A 25,834-nucleotide genomic window follows, 5' to 3' on the forward strand; every position below is an offset into this window, starting at 1 on the left:
TTTCAATGAACGCTGCAGCCTGTCCTCATTGGCGAGCCGCCAAGCCGACGGCGAAGACGAGACACCCAGAACGCCCAAGAAAAGCGAAACGCTGGAAATCCGGATTCCGCACGACACCAAGCAGGCCCTGATGGCCCGCAGTCGGGCCGAGGGGAGGCCGACCAGCGAGGTCGTGCGCGGTTTCATCGACGCCTATCTGACTGAGGCGGCATGTTCAATCCCCTCAGCATGGGACAGAAACATGACCAGACTTCGCCTCTACGCCCGGCCATCCATGGCCCTTTTTGCCACCCTCGTCACCGTAGGCGGCATAGGCCTCGCCGTCTCGCCAGCCACCGCACTGCCGGACCTGCAGGCCGCTTTCAAGGAAGCCGACGCCGATGGCAATGGCGCGCTCAGCCCCGACGAGTTCGGCGGAACATTGTCAAGAACCTTCCGGATCGGGCCAGCGGCCAATACGGCCGAACCGCCGGCACCGCCCAAGGCTGACAAGGCCCAGCCGGGACTGATGTTCGTCATGCGTGCGGCACCCGAGACGGGGGACAAGCCGGTGGTATGTCGGTGCGCGTGCCCGACAGCGGCGGCGCCAAGGATCGCGCCGGCCAGTTCAGGACAATGGATCTCAACGGCGACGGCAAGCTGAACTTCGAGGAGTTCGAGGCGCATCACCGGGCGCTGGTCGACCGGGCCTTCGCTGCCGTCGACGCTGACAAGGACGGCTTCCTGTCGCCGGGAGAGGTCGGTGGTGACGGCGATCGCGCTGATCTCGTTGCCGCGTTCGACCGCGACGCCGACGGCAGGTTGTCGCCCCCGGAGTTCATGGCGCCGAAGGAGTAGTGGGTGACTGCGCTCCGGCCGCCGTGGCTGGAGTGCCAAACCGTCCCAAGGACGCGCAATCGCGCCTCCGAGAGAAGACCCCCGGCCTTGTGTTCGAGCAGGATCGCTGGAAACGACACGGAAGTGGCGTGATAACGCTGTCAGCCAGCCTTCGGCTTGAGCCCTTCGAGGAACAGCTGTTCGAGAAACCGGGCGGCATCCTCGAAGCGGCCGTCGCCGCCACGGTCCGGGCCGAGCACGGCGCGGACCTGGACGTCGAAATCGGCATAATGCTGGGTCGTCGCCCAGATCGAGAAGATCAGGTGCCAGGGGTCTGTCCTGGCGATCTTGCCGGCCCGCATCCAGCCTTTGATGACCTCGGCCTTCTCGTCGACGAGTTCCTTCAACTCACCCTCCAGCATCGGCATGATGCGCGGCGCGCCTTGCAGGATTTCATTGGCGAAGAGCCGGCTCTCGCGCGGATAGTCGCGCGCCATTTCGAGCTTGCGCCTGATGTAGCCGCGCAACTCGGTCATCGGGTCGCCGATGTTGTCGAGCTCCTTCAGCGGCGCGAGCCAAGTGTCGAGCAGCCGGTGCATCAGCGTCTCGTGGATGTCTTCCTTGCGCCTGAAGTAATAGAGCAAATTGGGCTTCGACATGCCCGCCGCCTCGGCGATCTGGTCGATGGTCGAGCCACGGAAGCCGTTGGTCGAAAACACCTCCAGGGCGGCCTCGAGGATGACCTCGCGCTTCTCTTTCTGGATGCGGGTGCGGCCGCGCGGTGTCGAGCCTTCCATGGTCATGACATCCCGCATTTGAGGGTGGACGGAGATCGCATCTGGACCAATCCGCTGGACCAGTTCTTGCCGACCTGTGGAGCGCGCCTCAGAAGCCGCATTTCCGGTAGTAATCCCTTGACCGCCAATGCGGCGGTGCTAACGTTTGTCCATTCGGTCAAAAAATTGCGTAGCATGAAAACGCACCGAAGACCAAGCGTTGGCCGTACCTAAACAGGGGAAGAAAGGAAAGCTTGGTCATGTCGGACAGGCTCAAAGTTACGCCCAACGATCTCAGCGCATTCTGGATGCCGTTCACCTCGAACCGGCAGTTCAAGCAGGCGCCGCGCATGATGGTTGCGGCCAAGGACATGCATTACACCTCGAGCGACGGCCGCAAGATTCTCGACGGCACCGCCGGTCTCTGGTGCGTCAATGCCGGCCACTGCCGGCCCAAGATCACCGAGGCGATCCAGAAGCAGGCGGCAGAGCTCGACTATGCGCCGGCCTTCCAGATGGGTCACCCGATCGTCTTCGAGCTGGCCAACCGCCTCGTCGACATCGCGCCCAAGGGCATGGACCACGTCTTCTTCACCAATTCCGGTTCGGAATCGGTCGAAACCGCGCTCAAGATGGCGCTGGCCTATCACCGGGTGAAGGGCGACGGCGCGCGCACCCGCCTGATCGGCCGCGAACGCGGCTATCATGGCGTCAATTTCGGCGGCATCTCGGTCGGCGGCATCGTCACCAACCGTAAGATGTTCGGCACGCTGCTTGGCGGCGTCGACCACATGCCGCACACCCACCTGCCGGCCAAGAACGCCTTTACCAAGGGCGAGCCGGAATATGGCGCAGAATTGGCCGACGAACTCGAGCGCATCGTCACGCTGCATGATGCCTCGACAATCGCCGCCGTCATCGTCGAGCCGGTCGCCGGCTCCACCGGCGTGCTGATCCCGCCGAAGGGTTATCTGCAGAAGCTGCGCGACATCTGCACCAAACACGGCATCCTGTTGATCTTTGACGAGGTCATCACCGGGTTCGGCCGTCTCGGCACGCCGTTCGCGGCCGACTATTTCGGCGTCATCCCCGACATCATCACCACCGCCAAGGGCGTCTCCAACGGCGTCATCCCGATGGGTGCTGTGTTCGTGAAGAAGGAAATTCACGACGCCTTCATGACCGGCCCCGAGCATATGATCGAGTTCTTCCACGGCTACACCTATTCGGGCAATCCGATTGCTTCGGCCGCGGCACTCGCCACGCTCGACACTTACAAGGAAGAGGGCCTTTTGACCCGCGGCGCGGAGCTTGCCTCCTACTGGGAGGATGCGCTGCATTCGCTCAAGGGCGAGCCGCATGTCATCGACATCCGCAACATCGGCCTGATCGGCGCGATCGAGCTGCAGCCGATGGCTGGCGCGCCGACCAAACGTGCCTTCTCGGCCTTCGTCAAGGCGTTCGAGCGTGGCGCGCTGATCCGCACGACCGGCGACATCATCGCCCTGTCGCCGCCGCTGATCATCACCAAGGGCCAGATCAATGAGCTGATCGACCACGTCCGCGAAGTGCTGAGGATGGTGGATTGACCTACCAGGCGCGGCAGCAGGCGACGAGCGAAGTGCTCGTCGACGACGACAAGGTCCGCGTCACGCGCTGGGATTTCGATCCCGGCGCGGAAACACGTTGGCACCGCCATGGCATGGACTATGTCGTGACGACGATCACGCCTTGCGCTTTCCTGCTGGAAGAGCCCGGCGGAGGCACGCGACGCGTCGACATGGCTGCCGGCGTCGCCTATAGGCGCGACGAGGGCGTCGAGCACAATGTGGTCAATGCCGGCGACAAGCCTATGTCGTTCGTTGAAGTCGAGTTGAAAGCATAAGGGTCCGAACCATGTCCGCACCAGGCGAAAATCTGCGAATCAATTCAGAGCGTTTGTGGGATTCGCTGATGGAAATGGCGAAGATTGGCCCCGGCATTGCCGGCGGCAACAATCGCCAGACCCTGACCGACGAGGACGGCGAGGGCCGCCACCTGTTCAAGAAGTGGTGCGACGCGGCCGGGCTTGAAATGGGCGTCGACGAGATGGGCACGATGTTTGCCCGTCGCGAAGGCACCGATCCCGAGGCGCTGCCGGTCTATGTCGGCAGCCATCTCGACACCCAGCCGACGGGCGGCAAGTTCGACGGCGTGCTGGGCGTTCTCGGCGGTCTTGAGGTTGTGCGCACGCTCAACGACCTCGGCATCAAGACCAGGCATCCGATCGTCGTCGCCAACTGGACCAACGAGGAAGGCACCCGTTTTGCCCCGGCCATGCTGGCATCGGGCGTGTTCGCCGGTGTGCTTGAGCAGGATTTCGCCTATGCCCGCACGGACGCGCATGGCGCGCGCTTTGGCGACGAGTTGGAGCGCATCGGCTGGAAGGGCACCGAAAAGGTCGGCGCCCGCCAGATGAGGGCCTTCTTCGAACTGCATATCGAGCAAGGCCCGATCCTAGAGGATGAAGAGATCGAAATCGGCGTGGTCACCCATGGGCAAGGGTTGAAGTGGCTGCAGGTAACGCTGACCGGCACCGAGGCGCATACCGGCTCTACGCCGATGTACAAGCGCCGTAACGCCGGCCTTGGCATGGCGCGGGTGACCGAGCTGGTGCATGAGATCGCCATGGACTACCAGCCCGACGCCGTCGGCGCGGTCGGCCACATGGAGGTCTACCCAAACTCGCGCAACATCATTGCCGGGCGCACCGTCTTCACCATCGACATCCGCTCGCCGGAAAAGGAAGTGCTCGACGCCATGGACAGCCGCATCCGAGAGGGCGTGGCGCTGATCTGCGAGGCGCTGGATATCTCCTATGAGATCGAGCAGGTCGGTCATTTCGACCCGGTCACCTTCGACGAGGATTGCGTCAAGGCGGTGCGCGACGCTGCCGACAGGCTCGGCTACAGCCATCGCGATATCATCTCGGGCGCCGGTCATGACGCCTGCTGGATCAACCGGGTGGCGCCGACGGCGATGGTGTTTTGTCCTTGCGTCGACGGTTTGAGCCACAACGAAGACGAGGAAATCTATCCGGAATGGGCCGCCGCCGGTTGCGACGTGCTGTTCCACGCCGTGGTCGAGACGGCGGAGATCGTTGCGTGAGCTTTTGCGCTCATACCCTTGCGCATCTGGCCTCTCCCCTTGCCGGGGAGGGGTGCTTTGCGTGGCACGGCCGATGCGGGGTAGCGCTGCTGAACTGATCTGAACAATGCCAAAGCGCACAAAAGAGGCGCGGCACGAAAATAGGGGAACTGACAAATGACCAAAGTCATCCGAAACGGCACCATCGTCACGGCCGACCGGACGTGGAAGGCCGACGTGCTGATCCAGCATGGCAAGATCGTCGCCATTGGCGAGAATCTGCATGCCGATCATGAGTTCGATGCGACCGGCTGCTACATCATGCCCGGCGGCATCGATCCGCATACCCATCTCGAAATGCCGTTCATGGGCACCTATTCGGCCGACGATTTCGAGAGCGGCACACGCGCGGCGCTGTCCGGCGGCACGACCATGGTCGTCGATTTCTGCCTGCCGTCGCCGGGCCAGTCGCTGCTCGAAGCGCTTCAGATGTGGGACAACAAGACCTCCAAGGCCTGCTCCGACTACTCGTTCCACATGGCGATCACCTGGTGGGGCGAACAGGTGTTCAACGAGATGGCTCAGGTGGTCGACAACGGCATTACCTCGTTCAAGCACTTCATGGCCTACAAGGGCGCGCTGATGGTCGACGACGACGAGATGTACTCGTCGTTCAAGCGTTGCGCCGAGCTCGGCGCGCTGCCGCTGGTCCATGCCGAAAACGGCGACGTCGTCGCCCAGCTGTCGGCCAAGCTTTTGGCCGAAGGCAACAACGGCCCCGAGGCGCATGCCTATTCGCGTCCGCCCGAGGTCGAGGGCGAGGCGACCAACCGCGCCATCATGATCGCCGATATGGTGGGCTCGCCGCTCTATGTCGTGCACACCTCCTGCGAGCAGGCGCATGAGGCGATCCGCCGGGCCCGCCAGAAGGGCATGCGCGTCTATGGCGAGCCGCTGATCCAGCATCTGGTGCTCGATGAGACCGAATATTTCAACAAGGACTGGGATCACGCCGCACGCCGGGTGATGAGCCCGCCCTTCCGCAACAAGCTGCACCAGGATTCGCTGTGGGCCGGCCTCCAGGCGGGTTCTCTCCAGGTGGTGGCGACCGACCATTGCTCGTTCACGACGGCGCAGAAGCGCACCGGCGTCGGCAATTTCACCAAGATTCCCAATGGCACCGGTGGTCTTGAGGACCGCATGCCGGTCCTGTGGACCAAGGGGGTCAACACCGGCCGGCTGACGATGAACGAGTTCGTGGCAGTGACCTCGACCAACATCGCCAAGATCCTCAACATGTATCCCAAGAAGGGCGCCATCGTCGAAGGCGCGGACGCCGACGTCATCGTCTGGGATCCCAAGCGCAAGAAGACCATCGCCGCAAAGAGCCAGCAGTCGGTCATCGACTACAATGTCTTCGAGGGCATCGAGCTGACCGGCCTGCCGCGCTTCGTCTTCACCCGCGGCGAACTGGCGATCCAGGAGCACGAGGTCAAGGTGCATCCCGGCCATGGCGAATTCGTCGCCCGCGAGCCGCATGCGGCGGTCAACCGAGCGCTGTCGCAGTGGAAGGAGATCACCGCGCCGCGCAAGGTCGAACGCACGGGCATCCCGGCTACGGGGGTGTGAGCGGCTTGAGGCGGCCAGCTTCTATGGCCGTCGGGCTATGCCTGCGGCTGCTGCCGTCTTTTGCGGTGGCTGCAATAGGCCCGCGTAGATGCGCGGGCGGTTTCCTAATGTACCGAACAGGGATGGCTGCCGCGCCTCGCGGTTGCAAGGGTGACGGCAGAAGACGAGCGGTCTCCCGTGCCAGGAAAAACATCCCGATCAAGTGGACGCCTACCTCAACTTCGGAGAGGATGGCATGATGTGGGGTAAAGTCGGGCAATGCTCATGACAGTCAATCAAGCCACGGCGACGCGTGTCGATCAGAACGCCGTCGTCGAAGCCAGACAACTGGGGCTGACCTTCCAGACCAATGACGGCCCGGTCAGGGCGCTGTCAGACGTCAATCTGACCATCAACAAGGGCGAGTTCGTCTCCTTCATCGGGCCTTCGGGCTGCGGCAAGACGACATTTCTGCGCGTCATCGCCGATCTCGAGCAGCCGACCGAAGGCAAGATTTCGATCAACGGCATGTCGCCCGAGCAGGCACGCGAGGCGCGTGCCTATGGCTACGTGTTCCAGGCGGCCGCACTTTTCCCGTGGCGGACGATCGAGAGCAATGTCGGCCTGCCGCTCGAGATCATCGGCCTGCCCAAGGCCGAGCAGCAGGAGCGCATCAAGCGCACGCTCGACCTCGTCAACCTCTCGGGTTTCGAGAAGAAGTACCCTTGGCAGCTTTCCGGCGGCATGCAGCAGCGCGCCTCGATCGCACGCGCGCTCGCCTTCGACGCCGACTTATTGCTGATGGACGAGCCGTTCGGCGCACTCGATGAGATCGTGCGTGACCATCTCAACGAACAGCTGCTCCGGTTGTGGCGGCAGACCAACAAGACGATCTGCTTCGTCACCCACTCGATCCCCGAGGCTGTCTACCTCTCGACCCGCATCGTCGTCATGTCGCCACGCCCGGGCCGGGTCACCGACGTGATCGAGTCGACGCTGCCCAGGGAAAGGCCGCTCGACATCCGCGAGAGCCCGGAATTCCTGGCGATCGCCGCGCGCGTCCGCGACGGGCTGCGCGCCGGCCATTCCTACGAGGATTGAGCCACAATGGATCGTGTTCGAGACCGGGTCGTGCCCGTCATCGCCATCCTCGCGGTCATCGTCGTCGCCTGGTATGCCTTCGCCGTCTTCATGAACGCACCGTTCCAGCGCGATCTCGACCGACGGGCGGGCGAGACGCCGACGACAATGGAATTCATCGGCAAGACGCTGTCGCAGCCCAAGCCGACGATGCCCGCGCCGCACCAGGTGGCGCAGAACTTCTTCGAAAATACCTTTCTCAGGAAGGTCACCAGCGCCCGCAGTCTCGTCTACCACTCGTGGGTGACGCTGTCTTCGACGCTGCTCGGCTTCACCTTCGGCACGGCACTCGGCATCTTGATCGCCGTCGGCATCGTGCATGTGATCGCGCTCGACCGCAGCCTGATGCCGTGGATCATCGCCTCGCAGACGATCCCGATCCTTGCAGTCGCGCCGATGATCATCGTCGTTCTGGCGGCCATCGGCGTCACCGGGCTGATCCCGAAGGCGCTGATCTCGACCTATCTGTCGTTCTTTCCTGTCGCCGTGGGTATGGTGAAGGGGCTGCGTTCGCCCGATCTCATGCACCTCGACCTGATGCATACCTACAATGCGAGTGCGTCGCAGACCTTCTGGAAGCTTCGCGTGCCGGCCTCGGTGCCGTTCCTGTTCGCGTCGATGAAGGTGGCGGTGGCGGCAAGCCTGGTCGGCGCCATCGTCGGCGAGCTGCCGACCGGGGCGGTGGCAGGCATCGGCGCCAAACTGCTCGCCGGCTCCTATTACAGCCAGACCATCGACATGTGGGCGGCACTCGTCGCCGGCTCGGTGGTGGCGGCACTGCTGGTGGTGCTGGTGGGGATCGTCGGCAAGATTGTCGAACGCTCGATGGGCGGGAGGCCAGCATGATGAATTCTAAGCCGTCCTGGCAGGTCGGGCTGGCGGTGCTGCTTTGCGCCGTGGCCATGGCGACGATGCCGATGCTCGCCACCGAGGCTACCGCACCGATGTCGAGAGGTACGACGTCACTTGTCATCGGGCTGATCGCATTGAGCGGCGTTGCCTCCTTCGCCATGTTTACCGGCATCGCCAGTGCCGCCGTGCTGTTCGTCGGCGCGCATGGCGCTGCCTGGTTGCTGATCGCGGGTATTGCGGGCAATGAAGGCATGGCGCGGCTGCCATACTTCCTGCTGCTTGCCGCCGCCTGGCTGCTGGCCTGGCGCTGCGTCGCCGTGCTGTCGGCGATCCGCCCGGTGTCGAAACAGGTGAAGACGCTGCTCAGGCTTTTGATCCCGGCAATCTTCGGGGCGTGGATTCTGATCATATGGGAGGCGGTGACCCGCGGAGCGGGCATCCCCTTCATCCTGTTGCCGCCGCCGAGCGCAATTGCCGCGCGCATCGGCGTATCTCTGCCGACCCTTGCCGCCGACGTGCGCCAGACGATCTTCAAGGCGGTTCTGTTCGGCTACGTCGTCGGCTGCGCCTCGGGATTCGTCGTCGCGATCCTGGCCGACCGCGTGCCGTTCCTGCGCCGCGGGCTCCTGCCGATCGGCAACATGGTATCGGCGCTGCCGATCATCGGCGTGGCGCCCATCATGGTGATCTGGTTCGGCTTCGAGTGGCAGTCGAAGGCCGCCGTGGTCATCATCATGACCTTCTTCCCGATGCTGGTGAACACCGTTGCCGGCCTCACTGCCTCGGGCCACATGGAGCGCGACCTGATGCGCACCTATGCGTCCAACTACTGGCAGACGCTGTTCAAGCTGCGCCTGCCGGCAGCCGCCCCCTTCATCTTCAATGCGTTGAAGATCAACTCTACGCTGGCGCTTATCGGCGCCATCGTCGCCGAATTCTTCGGCACGCCGATCGTCGGCATGGGCTTCCGCATCTCGACCGAGATCGGGCGCATGAATGTCGACATGGTCTGGGCGGAGATCGCTGTTGCGGCTCTGGCCGGTTCCGTCTTCTATGGCGTGGTCGCCCTGATCGAGAGGGCCACCACTTTCTGGCATCCGTCTGTCCGTGGTGGGCGGGCGTGACCTGAGCTCCTTGGGCGGGGCCGCGGTCCAACTTCAGAGGGAAAGAAGAAGATGAAAAGACTGATGGTATCGTTGATGGCGGGAGCGATGTCGCTGGCCGCAGCACAAGCGGCACTCGCCGCCGACAAGGTGACGCTGCAGCTCAAATGGGTGACCCAGTCGCAGTTCGCCGGCTACTACGTCGCCAAGGAGAAGGGCTTCTATGGCGAGGAAAACCTCGACGTCGACATCAAGCCGGGCGGTCCCGACATTGCGCCCGAGCAGGTGATCGCCGGCGGCGGCGCCGACGTCATCGTCGACTGGATGGGCGGCGCGCTCGCTGCCCGCGAAAAGGGCGTCGGCCTGGTCAACATCGCCCAGCCCTACAAGAAGGCCGGCATGGAGCTGGTCTGCCCGAAGGACGGCCCGGTCAAGACCGAAGCCGACTTCAAGGGCAAGACGCTGGGCGTCTGGTTCTTCGGCAACGAATATCCGTTCTTCGCCTGGATGAACAAACTTGGCCTCAAGACCGAGGGCGGCGCCGATGGCGTGACGGTGCTGAAGCAGAGCTTCGACGTGCAGCCGTTGATTCAGAAGCAGGCCGACTGCATCTCGGTCATGACCTACAACGAGTACTGGCAGCTGATCGACGCCGGATTCAAGCCGGAAGAGCTGACTGTCTTCAACTACACCGCCATGGGCAACGATCTGCTCGAGGATGGCCTCTATGCCATGGAAGACAAGCTCAAGGATCCGGCTTTCGAAGACAAGATGGTTCGCTTCGTGCGCGCCTCGATGAAGGGCTGGAAATATGCCGTCGACAATCCCGACGAGGCTGCCGGTATCGTCGTCGACAATGGCGGCCAGGACGAAAACCACCAGAAGCGCATGATGGGCGAGGTGGCCAAGCTGATCGACAATGCCGACGGCAAGCTGATCGAGGCGGCCTACAAGCGCACCGCCGAGGCGCTGCTGGCACAGAAAATCATCACCAAGGAGCCTTCGGGCGCCTGGACTTCGGCAATCACCGACAAGGCGATCAAGTAAGCTTTGGGCTGATCGAAATCGGAAAGGGGCGGGCGACCGCCCCTTTTTTGTTTGAGGTTGGCGCTCGAGGTGCGTCCTTCGAGGGTCGCCTTTCAGGCGAACACCTCAGGACGTGGACCGTTGTGGCAGAGGCGCTTCTCGGAAGGGCGTAGCGCCGTCAGGAGAGCGGGGCCAACTCCCGCGTCCTGAGTGCCTTTGAAGCGGGCCTCGAAGGACCCGCGCACGACCAAGGTGCGCCCGTCGGGCAACCGGACGCTACTTCGCCAGCGTGTAGAAGGTCAGCGTGCGCGGCTCGCCCTTGGAATAGTTCATGCCTTCTATGATACCGCGCTGCCGGAGCGCGTCGGCACCACCGGGAATGGCGGCGAGGAAGGCTTTGCTCTCGGCTTCTGCGACGACGGCGATGGCGCAGGCGGGATCGGCGATGAGTGCCGCTGCCGCACCCTTGCCGTCGGTCAGCTGGGTGTTCGTGCCGGCGAGGAAAACGAGGCTTGGCTCGCCATAGCCGGCCGAGGCCAGCACGGAATTCGGGCAGGGCTTCAGCCTCTCGAAGCGCTCGGCGATCTCAGGGCTGAGCCAGAGCGGCTTGAGCGGCGGCAGGATCTTCAGCGTCAGCACGCCAAAGACCGCAGCAGCCGCCGCCGCGGCGAAGGCGATGCGCTTGACCGGATCCATGCCATCAGGCGCGCCGATGCCGTAGCGGGCGGCGATCAGGACGAGCACGGCGGCCAGCAGCCCCCACCAGGAGACATAGCCGAGGAAGTAGGGCGTGATGCCGAAAGCGATTGCCGCGAGGCCGATGCTGATGCCGAACATGCCGAAGGCGCAAGCGCGGCGCAGCCAGAGCTGCCAGCGCGACAGCTCGATTCTGGCGGCCGATTTGGAGGTCAGCAGCCAGGCCATCAGCAGGATCATCGCCGGGTAGGCCGGCAGGGCGTAATGCGGCAACTTGGTCGGAATCAGCTCGATCGCCACCCAGTAGGGCAAGTACCAGGCAAGGCAGAACAGCAGGCGCGGGTCCTGCCGGAAGTTGTTGAGCGCCTTGAGGCCGCCTTCGAGTGCCACCAGCGCGAAGGGCCACATGAACAGCGAATAGGTGAGGAAGTAGTAGCCGGGCGGGAAACCGTGCGATTCCTGGCCGGAACCGACCTTGCTCAGCAGGTCCTTGCCGACCGATTCCTGCCAGAATTCGGCGCCGGTCTTGAGCGTAATGAGGACCAGCCAGGGGGCCGCAACCAGAAGGGTCAGCAGCAGGCCGGTGAATGGCCTCAGCTTGCGCAACCAGGCGCGGTCCTTGTCGAAGACGGCGAGGCCGGCGATTGTGAGCAGGCTGAGGAAGGGGATCACAGGTCCCTTGATCAGCAGCGCCAGGCCCTGTGCGGCCCAGAACAGCCAGTTGGCGTTGCCCTGCGGCCTGCCGGCCTTGTGGCCGAGATAGATGGTGGCTAGCGCGCCCTGGGCGAGCAGGGCGGTGGCGAGAAGGGTGGCGTCGGTCTTGGCGATGCGCGCCTCGACGCCCAGCATCAGGATGCCCATCATGCCGAGGCCGGCAATGACACCGGCGCTGCGTCCGAACATGCGGTCGGCGATGAAGGCCAGCGCCAGCACCGAGAAGGTGCCGGCGAGCACCGAGATCAGGCGGTAGACCCAGATCGGGGCGTCGCTGCCCTGGCCGCTCAGAAGCACGGCTGTGGATTGCAGCCAATAGATGCCGGCGGGCTTCTTGTAACGCGGCACGTCCTGGAAGCGGATGTCGACATAGTCGCCGCTCTCGACCATCTGCTTGGTCGCCTGGACGAAGCGCGACTCGTCGCGGTCGGTCGGCGGCAAGGTCGAGGTGCCCGGCGCAAAGGCGAACAACGCGAGCAGGCCAAGGAGGAGATAAGTCAGCGGCGTCAACGTTTTGCGGGACGTTGCGGAGGTTTTGAGTCCGGTCGTCGACATGCCGCGGTCAGTCCGTCTTGGACATGGCCAGGCGCCGCTCATTGGCGATCAGCCAGAGATTGCGGATGTAGATGAACAGGCCGAGCCCCTGGCCGGCAATGAAGACCGGGTCCTGGCGCTTGATGGCGTAGATCAGAAGCAGCGCGCCGCCGCCGAGCGAGAAGAACCAGAAGGCGATCGGTACGACCGAGCGCTTGGCGCGTTCGGAAGCGAGCCACTGCACGACGAAGCGCATGGTGAAGAAGCCCTGGGCAACGAAGCCTAGCAGGATCCAGCCGTCGAACTGGGCGATGAAAACGTCGTGCAGCCAGGTTCCGAGTTCCGAGATCAGATTCATTGGCCAAGCTCCGTGACTGATGGCACGACCTTGCGGCGGCGGCGCAGCCACCACACGCCGAAGAGGTCGAGAACGCCGCGCAGGCCGCGATCGAGGATGCCGTAGTTGGACTTGCCGTGGATTCGCGAGCGGTCGACGACGTCGACATGGACCACGCCACGGCCTTCGCGCAGCGCAAGTGCCGGCAAATAGCGATGCCAGCCGTCGAAGAACGGCAACTGGCGGAACAGGTCAGTGTGCAGGGCCTTGAGGCCGCAGCCCGAGTCGCGGGTGCCGTCGTGCAGGATCCGCTCGCGCAGGCCGTTGGCAAAGCGCGAAGACAGCTGCTTGAGCTTGGTGTCGGTGCGTTTGAGACGCTGCCCTGCGGCGATGCCGACGGTGGGGCCGGCGGCAACAAGCGCGTCGGCGAGCTTGGGCAAATAGGCCGGGTCGTTCTGGCCGTCGCCATCCATGGTGACGACGACGTCGCCTTTCGCGGCAAAAACGCCGGAACGGACGGCCGCACTCTGGCCGGCGGAACGGTCGTGCCTGACATGGCGCAGGCGGCCGGCGCTGCGCGCTAGCTCGGCGAGAACGTCTGGCGTGCGGTCGGTGGAGCCGTCGTCGACGACGATGATCTCGTAGTCGCGGCCGGCCATCGCGGCGTGAACCTCGCCGACCAGGATCGGCAGGTTCTCAGCCTCGTTCTTGCACGGAATGACGATTGAAATCATCAGTTTGCCTGGGGAAGGTTGCAACAGGATGGCGAAATTCGCGGCTTCAATAGCACCAAAGCCACGTCTTTGCCACGATGGTTGCGCCTTTCCCTGGGGCAAGTTGCACTTGTCCCCCTGGGGCAAGTTCCCACCAGTTGCTTTCTGGGGCAGGTCTCATTTTTCCGACATCGTCACCGGGCCACGGCATTCCGTGTCCCGGTGCAGCTCTCAGCGCTTGTCCCTGATGTCGCTCAGCGTGCGTGTCGGCGTGATCGCTTCGGGGTCGAGCTTGATCTCGATGATCGACGGCTTGCCGCTGGCGCGTGCGCGCTCGAAGGCAGCGGCGAACTCGTCCGTCTCGACCACCGTCTCGCCATGGCCGCCATAGGCGCGGGCAAGGGCAGCGAAATCAGGGTTCCTGAGGTCGGTTGCCTCAACACGGCCGGGATATTCGCGCTCCTGGTGCATGCGAATGGTGCCGTAGATGCCGTTGTTGACGACAATCACGATGATCGGCAGGCTGTACTGCACGGCGGTGGCGAATTCCTGGCCGTTCATCATGAAGCAGCCATCGCCGGCGAAGGCGATGACCTCGCGCTCCGGGAACAGGCCTTTGGCAGCGACAGCGGCCGGCGTGCCATAGCCCATCGAGCCCGAAGTCGGTGCTGCCTGCGTGCCATAACGGCGGAAGCGGTGGAAACGGTGCACCCAGGTCGCATAGTTGCCGGCGCCATTGGTGAGGATCGCGTCCTCCGGCAGGACCTTTTCCAGCCAGTTGATGATCGGCCCCATCTGCACCGGGCCCGGGCCGGTGAGTGGCGGTGTCGACCAGGCGAGATAGTCGGCATGTGCCTTCTTGGTTTCCTGGGCCCAGCCTGGCTCCGATGGCCCCTTGCGCTTGGCAAAAGCGCGCACGAAAGCGGCGGGCGAGGCATTGATGGCGATCGTTGGCCGGTAGACGCGGCCGAGCTCGTCCGGATCGGCATGGACGTGGACGAGCTGCTGGTCCGGATAGGGGCTCTTGAGCAACGCATAGTCGGATGACGGCATTTCGCCGAAGCGGCCGCCGATCAGCAGCACGAGGTCGGCTTCCTTGATGCGCGTGGCGAGTTTTGGATTGATGCCGATGCCGACATCGCCGGCATAGTTGGCGTGCAGGTGGTCGAACAGCATCTGGCGCCGGAACGAGACGCCGACCGGCAGCGACCATTTCTCTGATATCGCCTGAATGTCATCGAAAGCCAGGCGCTGGTCCCAGCGTGTGCCGCCGAGGATGACAAACGGGCGCTTGGCTGCGTTGAGCAGCGCCTCGACCCGGTCCAGCTCGGCCTCGCCAGGATGGGTTTCCACTTGTACGGCGGGAAGGGCGACAGGTGCCTCGACTTCGCTGGTCAGCATGTCCTCGGGCAACGAGATGACGACCGGGCCGGGACGGCCCGACGTCGCCACCGAAAAGGCGCGGGTGAGCAGCTCGGGAATGCGCGCAGCGTCGTCGATCTCGACAACCCATTTGGCGATGTCGCCGAAGAAGCGGCGGTAATTGACCTCCTGGAAGGCCTCGCGCTCCTTGGCGTGGCTCGCCACCTGGCCGATGAACAGGATCATTGGGATCGAATCCTGCATGGCGATATGAACACCGGCCGACGCATTGGTGGCGCCGGGACCGCGGGTGACGAAGCAGATGCCTGGCTTGCCGGTGAGGCGGCCGTGGCAGTCGGCCATCATCGCGGCACCGCCTTCCTGGCGGCAGACGATGCTCTGGACCCTGGAATCATGCAGGGCATCAAGCACGGCCAGATAGGATTCGCCCGGCACGCAATAGATGCGGTCGACGCCATTGGCCTCGAGCGCCTCGACGATCAGTTTTCCGCCGGTCTTCATTTCGCAGTCTTCTCCAGTTCGGCAAGGATCTCAGCGGTGTGTTGCCCGAGGCGCGGCGACGGGCGGTCATAGGCAAGCGGCGTCTCCGACATCACCATCGGCGCGCGCACCGACGGCAGCCTGTTGCCGAGGCCGTCGTCGAGGTCCAAGCGCATGCCGCGCGCGATCGCCTGCGGATCGGCGAAAGCCTGGCCGATGGTGTTGATCGGGCTCGCCGGCACCCCCGCAGCCTCGAGCTTTGCCAGCAACTCTTCGCGGCCGAAGCCGGCCAGGGCTGCGACGATCTTTTCGCGCAGCGCGACGCGGTTGGCGACGCGGGCCGAGTTGGTTGCGAAGAGCGGGTCGGTGGCGATGGCTTCGAGCCCGACGATGGCGCAGAATTTCTGGAACTGGCCGTCATTGCCGACAGCAAGGATGAAGTGTCCGTCGCGCACCGGCAACACCTCGTAGGGCGAGATGTTGGGGTGGGCATTGCCCATCTGCACCGGCGAGTTGCCCGAGACGAGGTAGTTCAGGTTCTGATTGGCGAGCACCGACATCTGGGCGTCGAACAGCGCCATGTCGACATGCTGGCCCTGGCCGGTGGCCTCGGCGTGACGCAGTGCCGCCTGGATGGCGATGACGGAGTAGAGCCCGGTGAAGATGTCGGTGACGGCGACGCCGACCTTCTGCGGCTCGCCACCGGCGGGGCCGGTGATCGACATCAGTCCGGACATGCCCTGGACGATGAAGTCGTAGCCGGCGCGGGGGGCGTAGGGTCCGTCCTGGCCGAAACCTGTGATCGAGCAATAGACCAGCTTCGGATTGATCTTCTTCAGGCTGTCATAGTCGAGGCCGTATTTCTTCAGGCCGCCGAGCTTGAAGTTCTCAATCAGCACGTCGGCGCCCGCGACCAGCTTGCGCACGATCTCGGCCCCTTCCGGTGTCGAGAAGTCCAGCGCGATCGAGCGCTTGCCGCGGTTGCAGGAATGATAGTAGGCCGCCGAAAGGTTTTCGCCGTCATGGCCGGTGACGAAAGGCGGGCCCCATTTGCGGGTGTCGTCGCCGCCATCGGGATTTTCGACCTTGATGACGTCGGCGCCGAGATCGGCCAGCAATTGCCCGGCCCAGGGGCCGGCGAGAATGCGGGCAAGTTCGATGACTCGGATACCGTGAAGAGGCGGGTTGCTCATGAGACACCAGATGTCATTTCAGCAGATTGTACACAATTGGCTCTAACAGGAGTTCCGCAGTGTCGCCACCGCGATGCAGTGGGCCAGTCACCCAGGTAGGGTATGGTCCAGCCAGCCGGCGAAATCGGCCATGATCGCTTCGCGGTTGATCTCGTTCAGGCTTTCGTGGCGGGTTTCGGGATAAATCTTTGAAACGAGATTCGAAAAGCCCATCCGGCGCAGGCGCGCGGCCAGCGCCTCGACAGCCTTGCCGCCGTCGGTTGCGGGATCGCGCTGACCGCCGACCAGATTGAAGGGGAGGTCCTTACGCACACCGGCAAAATTACCGTCGGCGGCGCCGGCGAAGACGAGGTCGAAGACGTCGGTCCACATCGACACCGAGGCATCCCAGCCGCAGAGCGGGTCGGCGACATAGGCGTCGACCTCTGAGACATCGCGCGACAGCCAGTCGAATTCGGTGCGGCGGTTGGGGATCTTCCTGGCCCAGTCGCCGAAGGTCAGTTTGGGCAGCATGCGGGAGGGCAAGTCGGAGCCCAGCCGGAAGCGCTCGAAGGCGAGGATCGCCTGCGCCAGGCGACCAAGGATGCCGGCGGAGAAATTGGCGTTCCATATCGCGGCAGCAGCAACGCGTTCGGAGTGGCGCTGGACGAAATTGAGTGCGATCAGCCCGCCCATCGAATGACCGAAGACGACCACCGGCAGACCGGGATGCTTTCCGGCGATATGGTCGTGGATCGCCGCGACGTCGGCGACCACGATATCAAGGCCGTTCTTGCCGGCGAAACGGCCCTTGGGCGCGTCGGGGGCAGTAGTCGCGCCATGGCCGCGATGGTCGTGCGCATAGACATGGCAGCCGCGCGCGGCAAGGAAATCGGCGAAACGGGCGTAGCGCGCGCCATGCTCGGCGAGGCCGTGGTTGATCTGGACGACGGCGCGGGCAGGGGCCTCGGCGTGTCTGAAATAGAGACTGAGTTTTGCCCCGGTCGGGGAGGCAAGCGTGGTGGTGGTGTCGAATGGCATTGCTGTCTCCCCCTCGGCGGACTGTCGGGGATGTCAGGTGCGCCCGTCAAGGCCGGCGAACCGTGGTGCACAGGGACAATGTCAGGAGTTGTCACGACGTCCCTTGTTCGGCGGAAGCCAGCCCATATATTGCGCTAACCCCAGAACCGGCCGCCTCCGCCGGCATTTTTCGCGATTTTCCGTACCATTCCCAGCTGAAGTGATGATCGTCATGCAGCCGATTATTTCCGTTTCCAATCTTTCCAAGACCTATGCGTCGGGCTTTTCGGCGCTGAAGAACATCAATCTGGACATTCGCCGCGGCGAGATTTTTGCGCTGCTCGGGCCCAATGGTGCCGGCAAGACGACGCTGATCAGCGTCATCTGCGGCATCGTCAATCCGACTTCGGGCACCGTACTGGCCGATGGCCACGACATCGTTCGTGACTATCGTGCGGCGCGCACGCTGATCGGCCTGGTGCCGCAGGAGCTGACGACCGACGCCTTCGAGACGGTGTGGGCGACGGTGAGCTTCAGCCGCGGCCTGTTCGGTAAGCCGGCCAATCCGGCCCACATCGAAAAGATCCTCAAGGACCTCTCCCTGTGGGACAAGAAGGACAACAAGATCATCACCCTGTCGGGCGGCATGAAGCGCCGCGTGATGATTGCCAAGGCGCTGTCGCATGAACCGCAGATTCTGTTCCTCGACGAACCCACCGCAGGCGTCGATGTCGAGCTCCGGCGGGACATGTGGGAGGTGGTGCGCCTGCTGCGCGAAACCGGCGTTACGATCATCCTGACCACGCACTATATCGAAGAAGCCGAGCAGATGGCCGACCGCGTCGGCGTGATCAGCCATGGCGAGATCATCCTGGTCGAGGAAAAGGCCGAGCTGATGCGCAAGCTTGGCCGCAAGCAACTGACGCTGCAGCTGCAGCAGCCGCTGGAGCAGGTGCCGCCGGCGCTTTCGAGCCACGGGCTCGAACTGTCCGAGGACGGCAACGAGCTCATCTACACCTACGACACCCAAGGCGAGCGGACGGGCATCACGGCCCTGCTCAAGGACCTCAACGACGCAGGAATCCGCTTCCGCGACCTGCAGACCAAGCAGAGCTCGCTGGAAGAGATCTTCGTCAATCTGGTGAGTGAACGGCGATGAATTTTTACGCGATCCGAGCAATCTATCTTTTCGAAATGGCGCGTACGTGGCGCACGCTGCTGCAGAGCATCGTCTCGCCGGTTATCTCGACCTCGCTCTATTTCGTCGTCTTTGGTGCGGCCATCGGTTCGCGCATCAGCGAGATCAACGGCATCAGCTATGGCGCCTTCATCGTGCCCGGCCTGGTCATGCTGTCGCTGTTGACCCAGAGCATTTCCAACGCATCGTTCGGCATCTACTTCCCGAAATTTGTCGGCACTATCTACGAGCTTTTGTCGGCGCCGGTGTCCTATCTGGAGATCGTCATCGCCTATGTCGGGGCGGCGGCGTCCAAGTCGATCATTTTAGGCGTGATCATCCTTGCCACGGCGGCCCTGTTCGTTCCGCTGCAGGTCCAGCATCCGGTCTGGATGCTGCTGTTTTTGGTGCTGACGGCGGTAACCTTCAGCCTGTTCGGCTTCATCATCGGCATCTGGGCGCGCAGTTTCGAGCAATTGCAGCTGGTGCCGCTGCTGATCGTCACCCCGCTGACCTTCCTGGGCGGCAGCTTCTACTCTATCGACATGCTGCCGCCGTTCTGGCGCACGGTGTCGCTGTTCAATCCGGTGGTCTATCTGGTGAGCGGCTTCCGCTGGAGCTTCTTCGGCGTCTCCGACGTCAATGTCGGCATCAGCCTCGGCATGACGCTGGTGTTCCTGGCGGCCTGCCTTACCGCCGTCTGGTGGATCTTCAGGACTGGCTGGCGCATCAAGGTGTAACGGAAGGGCGGAGGCTTACTCCGCCCATTCCCTGTCGGCGGTGAAGGCGATCGTCAGCCAGCGGTCGGGGCCTTCGTCGCCGAGTTCGTCGCCGATCTCGTTGCGCAGGGCGTCCCATTCCTCGATGGTCCTGGCGGGCAGGCCGGGCGGGACGATGAAATAGAGCTCGACCTGCATCAGGCGGCCGACCTTGGCGACATAGGCGCGGTATGAGACGAAGCCGTGCTTCTTCACCGTTGCCCGTGCGACCTCGTCGACATGTGCCTTGAGCGCCTCGGGCGTGATCAGCAGAATGTCGGAGAAGGCCTGGCGAATTGTGCCGATGGGCATCGGGATGATGACCAGGCAGACAAGCGCGAGCACAGCCGGATCGACGTAAGGCGCTGTCCAGGCAAGGTTTGAGCCTTCGACCAGCCAGCCGCCGATGAAGGCGATCAACAGTGCCGCGGTGATGCCGCCCGACATCATCCAGGCGGTGACGTCGAGCGCCACGAAGTCGGACTGGATCGTCCGGTTGGCGCGGCTGCCGATGGTCGCCATCGTCAGGCATGCGGCAAGGGTGACGGCCGCATAGATGATGGCGAAATCGAATTCGAGATGATGTCCGCCGGCCAAAAGGTTGGCGACAGCATTGATCAGCGCGTAGCAGGAGACGCTGATCAGCACGATGCCGTTCAGGCCGAGCACGATGGGCTCGAGATGCCAGAAGCCAAACGAGAAGCGCTTGTGCAGGCGTCGGTTGTGGGTGGCATTGCTGGTGATGAGGCGGGCGACGATCAGCGCCAGGATGGTCATCGTCGCATCGGCGAGCGAATAGGCGCCGTCGAAGGCGATGGAGAAGGAGCCGCTGAGGACGCCGAAGACGATGCCGAACAGCGCGACGACGAACGTCACGGCGATTGACATCCGAAGCAGATTTGTTTCGGTTTTCATGGCTCAGCTATGAAATAGCCGCCTGCGGATGTCCATCGCTGACGGCTTTAAGGGCGGTCTTGCCTCAGATCGCCTTGCCGTTCGACGCCAGGCGGAAGCTCTCGCGGCCGCCGCTCGGCACCACGATCATCTGCTTGACCTTGCCCTGCTTGAAGGCGGTGAGGAAGCGCTTGTAGTCGGCGAAGGCGACGCAGCCATGCGACTCCTCGCGCCCGCCGCGCAGCAGATAGCTATGCGTCAGGAAGCCGTCGCGGCCATATTTGTTCTTGCCGTCGACCGGCAGCATGCGGATCGCCTCGACGCCGTGGAAGCGGCTCTCGCGCATCTTGAGATTATACGTGTGGGGCGGGGTCGGGCCGTTCATCTTGACGTGGACGTAGCGCGGGTTGTCGGCCATGTTGCCGATGCCCGAATGTGCCTCGAGCACGCTGCCGTCGGGCATGTAGACCTTGGCGGCGCTGATGTCATAGACGGCGACGCCATTTCCGGCCCGCGTCTTGCCGCCGAACAGGCTGCGCAGCGACTGGCCGAGCGTGCTGCCCGGCTTGTCCTCGGGAATTTCCGGGCGCGCATAGGCGAGTTTTTGCGGCCTTCGGGTTTCTGGCTTTTCGACCACCTTCGGTGCACTGACCTCGGGATCGGGGCCGTTCGCCTTGCCGGCATCTGCAGGCTCGGCGGCAGCGGCTTCGGGGCGGAGTTCCGGACGGGGGCCGGCCGACGGGGTTTCGGCATAGTCGGGTAGGGCGGCCGCTTCTGCTTCCGCTTGTGCCGCGGCGAGTTCCTCTTCGGAAGGCCCGGTCAGAAGGGTCGACAGTGCAGTGTCGGCAGCGCCGCCAGGCGACGGATCAGCATAAGCGAGGATGGTCGGGCGCTCTGCGACCGAAGCTGGCAAGGATACCGGCTGATCGGCGCTCTCTGCGGCGTCGGCAAGCTGTTTCAGTTCGACGGAACTGGCCGCGAACAGGCTGGCGAGCTTCTTGGAGCTCAGATCAGCCTTGCTGGCTATGTTGTCGAAGCGGGCGGCATTGCTGTTTGCGGGCGCGGCAGCCGCCACGGTGGCATGGCGGGCTGATTTGCCCAGACTGCCGGCTAGGCTGGCCATGGCGGCGGGCTTGGCGCCGTTGGCGGATATCAAGGGCTTGGTCGAGGCGGCGAGCCGCGATGCCTTGTCGGTGCTGACATAGGCCGAAAGGCGCGCCTGCTTGACGATCACCGGCTGCGCGTGTGGTTTGGGCGCGAAGTGGGCCGGATTGAAAGCGCTGACATTGCCCATCGCGGCCATGCCGGCCATCGACCATGCGGCCATGCCGGCGAAAGCCGTGCCGACACAAGCGATGACAAACGGGCGCATTAGACGGCGCAAGGATTGTGGACGAACGATTTTACTCAAAACGCGTAGCAGACCAGTTGTCCCGCAACATCGTGCGGCCGGCGAAGCGACCGCAGTGCGTGATTTCCGGAATGTCCCCAACTCGACAGAACGATGGAGAAAGGATGGACAAATGTGGTTAATTTTTGCTTTGCGTTTGAGCGATGTGTCGCGCTCGCGTTCAACTGCTCCAGCCGTACGCGTATAGCCAAATGGCCAATACCAAAAAATCAGCCGTTGTCGGCGCTCGCTGCGGCAGGCGAATTCTGGCTGCGGCGTGCAACGTCGATGCACTCGGTGAGGTGCTCGCGCACCCTTTCAGCAGTTTCCAGGTCGAAGTTGATGTAATTGGTAGGGGAGCCCTGAGCGCCGGCATAGCCGTCAGGTATCATGGCGAGCGATACGTAGAATTTGGCGCCATCTATAGATTTCTTCACGCGCCACTCAAAGAACGAGCTCAGATTGGTGCCATGTTCTCGCGGCGTTGCAAAAATGACGTCGCCAAGGAGAGCGTTCAGAGATTTTGACCGGGAGAACAGCTTTCTGAATACGGGCCACACCTGCCTGCTGCCTCCCAGCTAACCTTTGTTCAAGCGCAATGCTTACCATCTGTCGCACAGGCCTGATTGGGCTGCAATTGGCACGTTGGTGGGACATTCAGCCAAGTGTGTTCTTGTGAATCGTCCCGTCCTTCATGATCACCACCATGTTCTTGCCGGGGTCGCTGATCAGGTCGATATTTTCGAGCGGATTGCCGTCCAGAAGGAGCATGTCGGCGAGAGCGCCTTGTTCGATCACGCCGAGCTTGCCGGGATAGGGATTGCGCTGATTGGACAGCGCCAGCAGCTGTGCATTGCCCGAAGTTGCCATGCGGAGTGCCTCGGCATTGCTGTAGAAATTGCTGAGATGGGTGAACATGACGCTTTGGCGCGCGGTCATTGCAGGTGAAAACAGCACGTCGGAACCCCACGCGGTCCTGATGCCGTGCTTGCGAACAAACTCGTAGACCTTGGGAGTGCCGGCGAACAGCTGCTGGATGCGTTCCGCGCTTGGACCGGTCTGAGGCTCAGCATCCTCGACAGTGAGGAACGGCTGCATGCTGAGCCATACGTCTTTTTCGGCAAACAGCTTTGCCGTCGCCTCATCCATCAGGTGCGCATGCTCGACGCAGGCCGCTCCGGCGTTGATCGCCCGCTGAACGGTGTTGGGGGCATAGGCGTGGACGGTGATGTATGTATTCCAGTCTTTTGCCACAGAGACGGCAGCGCGTATTTCGTCTTCGGCAAAGGTCGACATGTCGAGCGGGCTGCGCGGCGACGAAACCCCGCCACCGCCGACAAGCTTGATCTGCGATGCCCCCTGGATCAGCTGCTCGCGGATGCGCATCTTCAAGTCGGGGATGCCGTCGACGATGGCGGAGCCTCCCATCAGTTCGCCGACGCTAAGCTGGTTGCCGTTTCGTGGAATTTCCGTCGGCATGCGCAGATCGCCGTGTCCGCCGGTCGTCGTGATCATTGCGCCGCAGGGAAAGATGCGCGGGCCCGGCACGATGCCGCTGTCGACGGCCTGCTTGAACGAGAAAACCGGACCACCCAAATCCCGGATCGTGGTGAAGCCGCGCAGCAAGGTACGCTCTGCCTCGGCGGTGGTGGCAGCGAAGATGATGCCCGGGTCGCCCGCCAGCAATACGTTCAACGGCACCGCCGCAAAGACCGTATGCCAGTGGGCGTCGATCAGGCCCGGCATGAGCACACGATCGCCGCAGTCGATGACAATTGCGTCGGAAGGTGCTGCGCTGTTTGTCGTGTCTACCGCTGCGACACGGTTGCCTTCGACCAGAACCTGAACGCCAGTCTTGAGTGTGTCGGAGGTGCCGTCGAACAGCCTGACCTGTCGGAACAGGGTTTTTTGTGACGGGCCGGGTGCCTGGGCCAGGGAAGGCGAGGCAAGAGCGGCAAGGCTTGCTCCCATGCCCGCCATGAAGCCGCGTCGCGTAAGGGCCTCGAGGCGTCGCGATGCCTGCTGAATCTCGGGGCTGAAGCAGCTGCAGCCGGTTCCGTGAACGAGGTGCTGGTACTTCTGACCTAACCGGAGCATTGCATCCCCCATCAGCCTTCGAGCGAAGGTAATGTAGTCCCGTGGGAGGCATTGGCAACCTTAGATATTGCCTTGGCAAGAATACCACCAAGGTGATCTGGATGGTCCTCTTGCCTATTGGCGCGGGCACGACCGAGGCGTGGTGTCCGGACGGTGCTCGGACGCGCGTGTCATCGCGATGTTCGCCCCGAAAGCATTTGCCGTTTGGGGTGGGATGGCCTACATAGCGCGCAAATCTCCGTTCACCTGAAGCAGGATACGCGCGCGTGGCACGCCAGTTCATCTATCACATGTCGGGACTGACCAAGTCCTACGGCACCAAGAAGGTGCTGGAAAACCTCAACCTTTCGTTCTACCCGGATGCCAAGATCGGCATCCTCGGCCCCAACGGTGCGGGCAAGTCGACCGTGCTCAAGATCATGGCCGGCCTCGACAAGGAATGGTCGGGCGAGGCCTGGCTGGCTGACGGCGCCACCGTCGGCTACCTGGCGCAGGAGCCGCATCTCGACCCGGCCAAGACCGTGTTCGAGAACGTCATGGACGGTGTCTCCAAGAAGACCGCCATCATCGAGCGCTACAACGAGCTGATGATGAACTACTCCGACGAGACCGCCGACGAGGGCGCCAAGCTGCAGGACGAGATGGATCGTCTCAACCTGTGGGACCTGGAACAGCAGGTCGAGATGGCGATGGACGCTCTGCAGTGCCCGCCCGGCGACTCCGAAGTGACCCAGTTGTCGGGTGGCGAACGCCGCCGCATCGCGCTATGCCGCTTGCTGCTCGAACAGCCTGACCTTCTGCTGCTCGACGAACCGACCAACCATCTCGACGCCGAGACCACGGCGTGGCTGGAAAAGCACCTGCGCGACTATCCAGGCTCGGTGCTGATCATCACCCACGATCGCTACTTCCTCGACAACGTCACCGGCTGGATCCTCGAACTCGATCGTGGCCGCGGCATCCCTTATGAGGGCAACTACACCAAATATCTCGACGCCAAGGCCAAGCGCCTGATCCAGGAAGGCCGCGAAGACGATTCGCGCCAGAAGGCGATCTGGCGCGAGCGCGAGTGGATCGCATCCTCGCCCAAGGCACGCCAGACCAAGTCGAAGGCGCGTATCAAGGCCTATGAGGAGTTGGTCGAGCAGTCGCAGAACCGCAAGCCTACCGACACGCAGATCGTCATCCCGGCCGGCGAACGCCTTGGCAATGTGGTGATCGAGGTCGATAGCGTGAACAAGGGTTACGGCGACGAGCTTTTGATCGAAAACCTGAACTTCAAGCTGCCGCCCGGCGGCATCGTCGGCGTTATCGGCCCCAACGGCGCGGGCAAGACCACGCTGTTCAGGATGATCACCGGCCAGGAAACGCCTGATGCCGGCACGATCCGCGTCGGCGAGACCGTCAAGCTCGGTTATGTCGACCAGAGCCGCGATGCGCTCGACCCGACCAAGACGGTCTGGGAAGAGATTTCTGGCGGCGCCGAAGTCATCAAGCTCGGCAAGCATGAAGTGAACAGCCGCGCCTATTGCTCGTCGTTCAACTTCCGCGGTGGCGACCAGCAGCAGCGCGTCGGCAACCTGTCGGGTGGTCAGCGCAACCGCGTCCACCTCGCCAAGATGCTGAAGAACGGCGGCAACGTCCTGCTGCTCGACGAACCGACCAACGATCTCGACACCGAGACGCTGGGCGCGCTCGAAGACGCACTGGAAGCATATGCCGGCTGCGCCGTTATCATCTCCCACGATCGTATGTTCCTCGACCGCATGGCCACCCACATGCTGGCCTATGAAGGCGATGCGCATGTCGAGTGGTTCGAAGGCAACTTCGAAGAGTACGAGAAGGACAAGATCCGTCGTCTCGGCGCCGATGCGGCCACCCCGCACCGGATGAGCCACAAGCGCCTGACGCGCTGACAGACCAAGAAACGCCTCGCCCACAAAGCGGGGCGTTTTTGTTTTCTGCCCGCTGCCTTGCTTAGCGAGACGGAAAACGCCCTCGCACTTCCTGGAATTGCTTCTG

The 25,834-nt window shown here is 63.2% G+C and carries 24 protein-coding genes; 13 read left to right on the forward strand and 11 right to left on the reverse strand.

The features are described from left to right. Positions 1 to 241: 241 nt before the first annotated feature. Both SLT36_RS12530 and SLT36_RS12535 read left to right on the forward strand, forming a co-directional pair. Entirely contained in the window at positions 242 to 643 is a 402-nt protein-coding gene (locus SLT36_RS12530) for an EF-hand domain-containing protein (protein WP_432287842.1), read from the forward strand. Then, complete coding sequence (locus SLT36_RS12535; protein WP_432287844.1) at positions 616 to 837, forward strand: hypothetical protein; 222 nt, start codon at positions 616 to 618, stop codon at positions 835 to 837. Before SLT36_RS12530 ends, SLT36_RS12535 begins: the two co-directional genes overlap by 28 nt. A gap of 140 nt (positions 838 to 977) precedes the next feature. On the opposite strand, the gene SLT36_RS12540 is transcribed toward SLT36_RS12535, so the two are convergent. After that, a complete protein-coding gene (locus SLT36_RS12540) occupies positions 978 to 1,613 on the reverse strand; it encodes a TetR family transcriptional regulator C-terminal domain-containing protein (RefSeq protein ID WP_432288314.1) in 636 nt (211 codons plus the stop codon). Between the two features lie 239 nt (positions 1,614 to 1,852). Here SLT36_RS12540 and SLT36_RS12545 point away from each other — a divergent pair, with 239 nt between their 5' ends. The 8 genes from SLT36_RS12545 (at position 1,853) to SLT36_RS12580 (ending at position 10,468) form a co-directional block, all read left to right on the forward strand. Continuing rightward, entirely contained in the window at positions 1,853 to 3,181 is a 1,329-nt protein-coding gene (locus SLT36_RS12545; RefSeq protein ID WP_432287845.1) for an aspartate aminotransferase family protein, read from the forward strand. Beyond that, positions 3,178 to 3,477: a cupin domain-containing protein gene (locus SLT36_RS12550; RefSeq protein WP_310317013.1), complete on the forward strand. Its 300-nt coding sequence runs from the start codon at positions 3,178 to 3,180 to the stop codon at positions 3,475 to 3,477. Before SLT36_RS12545 ends, SLT36_RS12550 begins: the two co-directional genes overlap by 4 nt. Before the next feature lie 11 nt (positions 3,478 to 3,488). Further along, complete coding sequence (locus tag SLT36_RS12555) at positions 3,489 to 4,739, forward strand: Zn-dependent hydrolase (RefSeq protein WP_432287847.1); 1,251 nt, start codon at positions 3,489 to 3,491, stop codon at positions 4,737 to 4,739. 156 nt (positions 4,740 to 4,895) lie between these two features. Then, a complete protein-coding gene (gene hydA, locus SLT36_RS12560) occupies positions 4,896 to 6,347 on the forward strand; it encodes a dihydropyrimidinase (protein WP_432287848.1) in 1,452 nt (483 codons plus the stop codon). 258 nt (positions 6,348 to 6,605) lie between these two features. Then, a complete protein-coding gene (locus SLT36_RS12565) occupies positions 6,606 to 7,427 on the forward strand; it encodes an ABC transporter ATP-binding protein (RefSeq protein WP_432287850.1) in 822 nt (273 codons plus the stop codon). A gap of 6 nt (positions 7,428 to 7,433) precedes the next feature. After that, positions 7,434 to 8,312 carry an ABC transporter permease gene (locus tag SLT36_RS12570; protein ID WP_432287852.1) on the forward strand — a complete coding sequence of 293 codons (879 nt, stop codon included), beginning with the start codon at positions 7,434 to 7,436 and terminating at the stop codon, positions 8,310 to 8,312. After that, positions 8,309 to 9,442 carry an ABC transporter permease gene (locus SLT36_RS12575; RefSeq protein ID WP_432287854.1) on the forward strand — a complete coding sequence of 378 codons (1,134 nt, stop codon included), beginning with the start codon at positions 8,309 to 8,311 and terminating at the stop codon, positions 9,440 to 9,442. The genes SLT36_RS12570 and SLT36_RS12575 overlap by 4 nt, the downstream gene beginning before the upstream one ends. Before the next feature lie 51 nt (positions 9,443 to 9,493). Then, the gene (locus tag SLT36_RS12580; protein ID WP_432287855.1) at positions 9,494 to 10,468 is read left to right on the forward strand and encodes an ABC transporter substrate-binding protein; all 975 of its coding nucleotides are present in this window, start codon (positions 9,494 to 9,496) and stop codon (positions 10,466 to 10,468) included. Positions 10,469 to 10,723: 255 nt separating this feature from the next. Here the strand turns inward: SLT36_RS12580 and SLT36_RS12585 are convergent, their stop codons facing one another. The 6 genes from SLT36_RS12585 to SLT36_RS12610 form a co-directional block, all read right to left on the reverse strand. Continuing rightward, a complete protein-coding gene (locus tag SLT36_RS12585) occupies positions 10,724 to 12,412 on the reverse strand; it encodes an ArnT family glycosyltransferase (RefSeq protein WP_432287856.1) in 1,689 nt (562 codons plus the stop codon). Between the two features lie 7 nt (positions 12,413 to 12,419). Further along, the gene (locus SLT36_RS12590; protein WP_067960293.1) at positions 12,420 to 12,749 is read right to left on the reverse strand and encodes a lipid-A-disaccharide synthase N-terminal domain-containing protein; all 330 of its coding nucleotides are present in this window, start codon (positions 12,747 to 12,749) and stop codon (positions 12,420 to 12,422) included. Then, positions 12,746 to 13,462 (reverse strand): glycosyltransferase family 2 protein, encoded by a 717-nt coding sequence (locus SLT36_RS12595; RefSeq protein WP_286290888.1) that lies wholly within the window; start codon positions 13,460 to 13,462, stop codon positions 12,746 to 12,748. Before SLT36_RS12595 ends, SLT36_RS12590 begins: the two co-directional genes overlap by 4 nt. 210 nt (positions 13,463 to 13,672) lie before the next feature. Next, on the reverse strand, positions 13,673 to 15,325 hold the full coding sequence (locus SLT36_RS12600; protein WP_432287857.1) for a thiamine pyrophosphate-binding protein: 1,653 nt from the start codon (positions 15,323 to 15,325) through the stop codon (positions 13,673 to 13,675). Beyond that, on the reverse strand, positions 15,322 to 16,497 hold the full coding sequence (locus tag SLT36_RS12605) for a CaiB/BaiF CoA transferase family protein (RefSeq protein WP_432287858.1): 1,176 nt from the start codon (positions 16,495 to 16,497) through the stop codon (positions 15,322 to 15,324). Before SLT36_RS12605 ends, SLT36_RS12600 begins: the two co-directional genes overlap by 4 nt. Positions 16,498 to 16,584: 87 nt before the next feature. Next, positions 16,585 to 17,517 carry an alpha/beta fold hydrolase gene (locus SLT36_RS12610; RefSeq protein WP_432287860.1) on the reverse strand — a complete coding sequence of 311 codons (933 nt, stop codon included), beginning with the start codon at positions 17,515 to 17,517 and terminating at the stop codon, positions 16,585 to 16,587. Positions 17,518 to 17,728: 211 nt separating this feature from the next. Between SLT36_RS12610 and SLT36_RS12615 the strand changes: the two genes are divergently transcribed. After that, complete coding sequence (locus SLT36_RS12615) at positions 17,729 to 18,655, forward strand: ABC transporter ATP-binding protein (protein WP_067966320.1); 927 nt, start codon at positions 17,729 to 17,731, stop codon at positions 18,653 to 18,655. Continuing rightward, a complete protein-coding gene (locus SLT36_RS12620) occupies positions 18,652 to 19,413 on the forward strand; it encodes an ABC transporter permease (RefSeq protein ID WP_432287862.1) in 762 nt (253 codons plus the stop codon). The genes SLT36_RS12615 and SLT36_RS12620 overlap by 4 nt, the downstream gene beginning before the upstream one ends. A gap of 15 nt (positions 19,414 to 19,428) precedes the next feature. Here SLT36_RS12620 and SLT36_RS12625 read toward each other — a convergent pair whose 3' ends face one another. The 4 genes from SLT36_RS12625 to SLT36_RS12640 all read right to left on the reverse strand — a co-directional run bounded on the left by SLT36_RS12625 (position 19,429) and on the right by SLT36_RS12640 (position 23,812). Further along, a complete protein-coding gene (locus SLT36_RS12625) occupies positions 19,429 to 20,346 on the reverse strand; it encodes a cation diffusion facilitator family transporter (protein ID WP_432287864.1) in 918 nt (305 codons plus the stop codon). A 64-nt stretch (positions 20,347 to 20,410) separates the two neighbouring features. Then, the gene (locus SLT36_RS12630) at positions 20,411 to 21,697 is read right to left on the reverse strand and encodes a DUF2778 domain-containing protein (protein ID WP_432287866.1); all 1,287 of its coding nucleotides are present in this window, start codon (positions 21,695 to 21,697) and stop codon (positions 20,411 to 20,413) included. Between the two features lie 248 nt (positions 21,698 to 21,945). Beyond that, on the reverse strand, positions 21,946 to 22,275 hold the full coding sequence (locus SLT36_RS12635) for a hypothetical protein (RefSeq protein WP_432287867.1): 330 nt from the start codon (positions 22,273 to 22,275) through the stop codon (positions 21,946 to 21,948). Positions 22,276 to 22,372: 97 nt separating this feature from the next. Next, positions 22,373 to 23,812 carry an amidohydrolase family protein gene (locus SLT36_RS12640; protein ID WP_432287869.1) on the reverse strand — a complete coding sequence of 480 codons (1,440 nt, stop codon included), beginning with the start codon at positions 23,810 to 23,812 and terminating at the stop codon, positions 22,373 to 22,375. Between the two features lie 266 nt (positions 23,813 to 24,078). Between SLT36_RS12640 and ettA the strand changes: the two genes are divergently transcribed. Next, positions 24,079 to 25,728 carry an energy-dependent translational throttle protein EttA gene (ettA, locus tag SLT36_RS12645; protein WP_432287871.1) on the forward strand — a complete coding sequence of 550 codons (1,650 nt, stop codon included), beginning with the start codon at positions 24,079 to 24,081 and terminating at the stop codon, positions 25,726 to 25,728. Positions 25,729 to 25,834: the final 106 nt, after the last annotated feature.

Origin of the sequence: Aminobacter sp. BA135 (assembly GCF_050859125.1) — a bacterium.
In the GTDB taxonomy this organism is placed as follows: domain Bacteria; phylum Pseudomonadota; class Alphaproteobacteria; order Rhizobiales; family Rhizobiaceae; genus Aminobacter; species Aminobacter ciceronei.